General features: G+C 66.2%; 4 protein-coding genes. 1 reads left to right on the top strand and 3 read right to left on the bottom strand.

Features of this window, described 5'->3' with window-relative positions; all coding sequences use genetic code 11:
• The first annotated feature begins 92 nt into the window (after window positions 1-92).
• A complete protein-coding gene (locus tag N826_RS38505; RefSeq protein WP_044437834.1) occupies window positions 93-320 on the top strand; it encodes a DUF6429 family protein in 228 nt (75 codons plus the stop codon).
• A 17-nt stretch (window positions 321-337) separates the two neighbouring features.
• On the opposite strand, the gene tnpC is transcribed toward N826_RS38505, so the two are convergent.
• From tnpC to tnpA, 3 genes are all read right to left on the bottom strand, one after another.
• The gene (gene tnpC / locus N826_RS38510; RefSeq protein ID WP_044437828.1) at window positions 338-1,969 is read right to left on the bottom strand and encodes an IS66 family transposase; all 1,632 of its coding nucleotides are present in this window, start codon (window positions 1,967-1,969) and stop codon (window positions 338-340) included.
• An 80-nt stretch (window positions 1,970-2,049) separates the two neighbouring features.
• The gene (gene tnpB / locus N826_RS38515) at window positions 2,050-2,397 is read right to left on the bottom strand and encodes an IS66 family insertion sequence element accessory protein TnpB (protein ID WP_044437830.1); all 348 of its coding nucleotides are present in this window, start codon (window positions 2,395-2,397) and stop codon (window positions 2,050-2,052) included.
• Complete coding sequence (tnpA, locus tag N826_RS38520; RefSeq protein ID WP_044437832.1) at window positions 2,394-2,816, bottom strand: IS66-like element accessory protein TnpA; 423 nt, start codon at window positions 2,814-2,816, stop codon at window positions 2,394-2,396. Before tnpA ends, tnpB begins: the two co-directional genes overlap by 4 nt.
• Window positions 2,817-2,912 lie beyond the last annotated feature (96 nt).

Consider the following 2,912-nt stretch of genomic DNA (forward strand, 5'->3'; position numbering starts at 1 on the left):
GTAAGCATCCGCCGAGCACCGCAGGAGGGAGCCGTTGAGAAGAGGGCAGGACTTATCGCATGATCGCAGTTCTGTTGAACTGTGAGGCGGTCATGGACATCGACACCGATCGGATCGACGATGCTGTGCTGGCGCTTTTATGGTTGGGACTCCACGACGGTGCGCGCGCGTGGAAGTCTTTTGATTGGGACGCGATGGACCGGCTGCACACGAAGGGCCTGATCCACGATCCGGTTGGCAGGGCCAAGTCGGTGGTTTTCACGCCGGAGGGTCTGGCTCGCTCGGAGCAGCTGTTCCAGGAACTGTTCGCGAAGCGTTGACCCGGCTGGCGCCGAGGTCACGCCGCCCTGGCCCGCTCGCGGATTGCCTTCCACTCCCAGGGCAGCAGCTCGTGCAGCCGGGTCTGGGGCAGGTCGTTGATCCGGGCCAGCACATCGGCGAGCCAAGCCTGCGGATCGACATCGTTCATCTTGGCCGTGGTGATGAGGCTGAACATGACCGCGGCTCTTTGGCCACCCCGGTCCGATCCGGCGAAGAGCCAAGCCTTTCTGCCAAGAGCAATACCGCGCAACGCTCGTTCGGCGGCATTGTTCGTCAGGCACACCCGGCCATCGCGCAGGAACACGGTGAAGCTTTCCCAGCGCTTGAGCATGTAGTCCATGGCTTTGGCGACCGGATTGTGGCGCGACAGGCGGGCCCGTTCGGTGCGCATCCATGCTTCCAACTCGGCGATCAGCGGTGCGCTGTGCTCCTGACGCGCCGCCAGGCGGTGTTCCTGGCCCTGGCCGTTGATCGCCCGCTCGATATCGAACAGCGCGTCGATCCGCTTGACCGCCTCCAGCGCCAGCGGCGAGATCGGCGGCGCGTTCTTGCCGCGCCTGGCGTTGGCCGCGATATCAGCCAGGACAAAGAACTTGCGACGCGAATGCGACCAACAGGATGCATCGGTGATCCGGCCCGGCTGGCGATCCGCCCGATACAGCCTGTTGTATCCAGCAAAGGCGTCGGCCTGGAGGATGCCGGCAAAGCCGACCAGGTGCTGTTCGGCATGCTCGCCGCAGCGGTCGCGCGAGTAGTGGAACAGCGCCGCCGGGGGCGCCGGCCCGCCGAACGGCCGGTCATCGCGGGCATAAACCCAGATCCGGCCGGTGTCGGTTTTGCCCTTGGCCAGAACCGGCACGGTCGTGTCATCGCCGTGCACACGCTCGGCCGCCATGACATGAGCCTCGATCAGCGTCAGCAAGGGCTTCAGCACGGCGGCGCAGGCGCCGACCTGGTCGGCCAGGGTGGACAGGCTGATCTCGACACCTTCACGGGCGAAGCGCTCGCACTGCCGGTTCAGCGGCTGGTGCTGGCCGAACTTCTCGAACAGCACCATCGCCAGCAGGCTGGGACCGGCCCAGGCGCGCGGGATGGTGTGGAAGGGTGCGGGCGGCTGGGTGATGGTCTCGCAGGCCCGGCAGGAGAACTTCTCCCGCACCGTTTGGATCACCTTCCACTGGCGCGGGATGCTTTCCAGCGTCTCGGTGATCGTCTCGCCCAGCTTGCACAGTTTGTCCGAGCCACAGCAGGGGCAGGTGGCGGGAGCCGGAACAACGACGCGCTCGCGCGGCAGGTGGTCGGGGAACGGCTTGCGTGCCGGCTTCCTGCGGGAGAACGCCTCGACCGTCGTGGTCTTCGCGGCGGCCAGCTCGGCAGCCAGCTCGTCCTCGCCCGCCGTCGCCTCCAACTCCTCCAGCTGCAGCTCCATCTGGTCCAGCAGCCGCGCCTTGCGTTCGGAGCGCACGCCGTAGAGATCACGGCGCAGCTTCTCGATCTCCAGCTTCAGATAGGCGATGAAGGCCTGGTCGCTGGAGGCTTTCGCCTTGGCCTGCGCGGCATCGGCCTCGGCAGCATCCGCACGCGCCTCGGCCTGCGCCAGGGCGGCACGCAAAGCCATGATCTCGTTCAAGGGCGAACCGGCATTCATGGCGCCAGTTTACCCCAAAGCATCACAGGAGACTGCCGATTTCCAGATCGGGACGAGCCCGCTGATTCACTTTGTCGCAGTTATCCGGCGGCTTCCGGCCTCCAGGTTTTCTGCGGATTTCGCCAGTCGATACCTTCCAGCAGATAGCCCATCTGCCCGGCCGAGATCGACACCGCTCCGTCCACCGTGCTCGGCCAGATGAACCGGCCCCGCTCCAGCCGTTTCACGAACAAACAGCTGCCCTGGCTGTCATGCCAGATCACCTTCACCAGGTCACCTCTGCGGCCTCGGAAGATGAACAATTGACCGCTGTGCGGATCCTGCCCGAGGCGCTCCTGAACCAGGAGGGCCAGGCTGGCCCACCCCTTGCGCATGTCTGTATGCCCGGTCGACAGCCAGACCCGCACTCCGGTCGGCACCGGGATCATGACACCCGCCCCGATGTCGCCAACGCTGTCAGCACCGCCGCCGCCAGGGCCGGATCGACCGCCCCCTCGAGACGCACCCGCGCCCCGTCGGGCAGCATGACTTCCAGAACCGCTCCGGCGACGGCAGCTGGCGTGGACGGTGGTGACGCCGCCGGGGGTAAGGCCGACGGTTCCACCACGTCCGGCTCCGGCGTTACCATCACCGGCACAAAGCTCGGCAGCCCACCTGTCGCAGCCGCCGCCCTCATCAGCCGGCGCCACCGGTACAGCAGGCTTTCGTGGATCCCGAGCCGCCGGGCCACGTCCTTCACGATCACGCCGGGGCGAAACGCCTCTTCCACAATCCGCACCTTTTCCGCCGGCGTGTAGTTCCGACGGCGCTCCGTCCCCGTGAGGATCTCGACACGCTGATACGCCATGACGTTTACCACTCGTTTGCGTCCGCGCGATGACGCGCCACGCAAACATCCGCTGTCCTCAACAAACCATCAAGGCGGCCTTCGTCGGAGGCTTAC

Source organism: Skermanella aerolata KACC 11604, from assembly GCF_000936425.1.
GTDB classification, from domain to species: domain Bacteria; phylum Pseudomonadota; class Alphaproteobacteria; order Azospirillales; family Azospirillaceae; genus Skermanella; species Skermanella aerolata.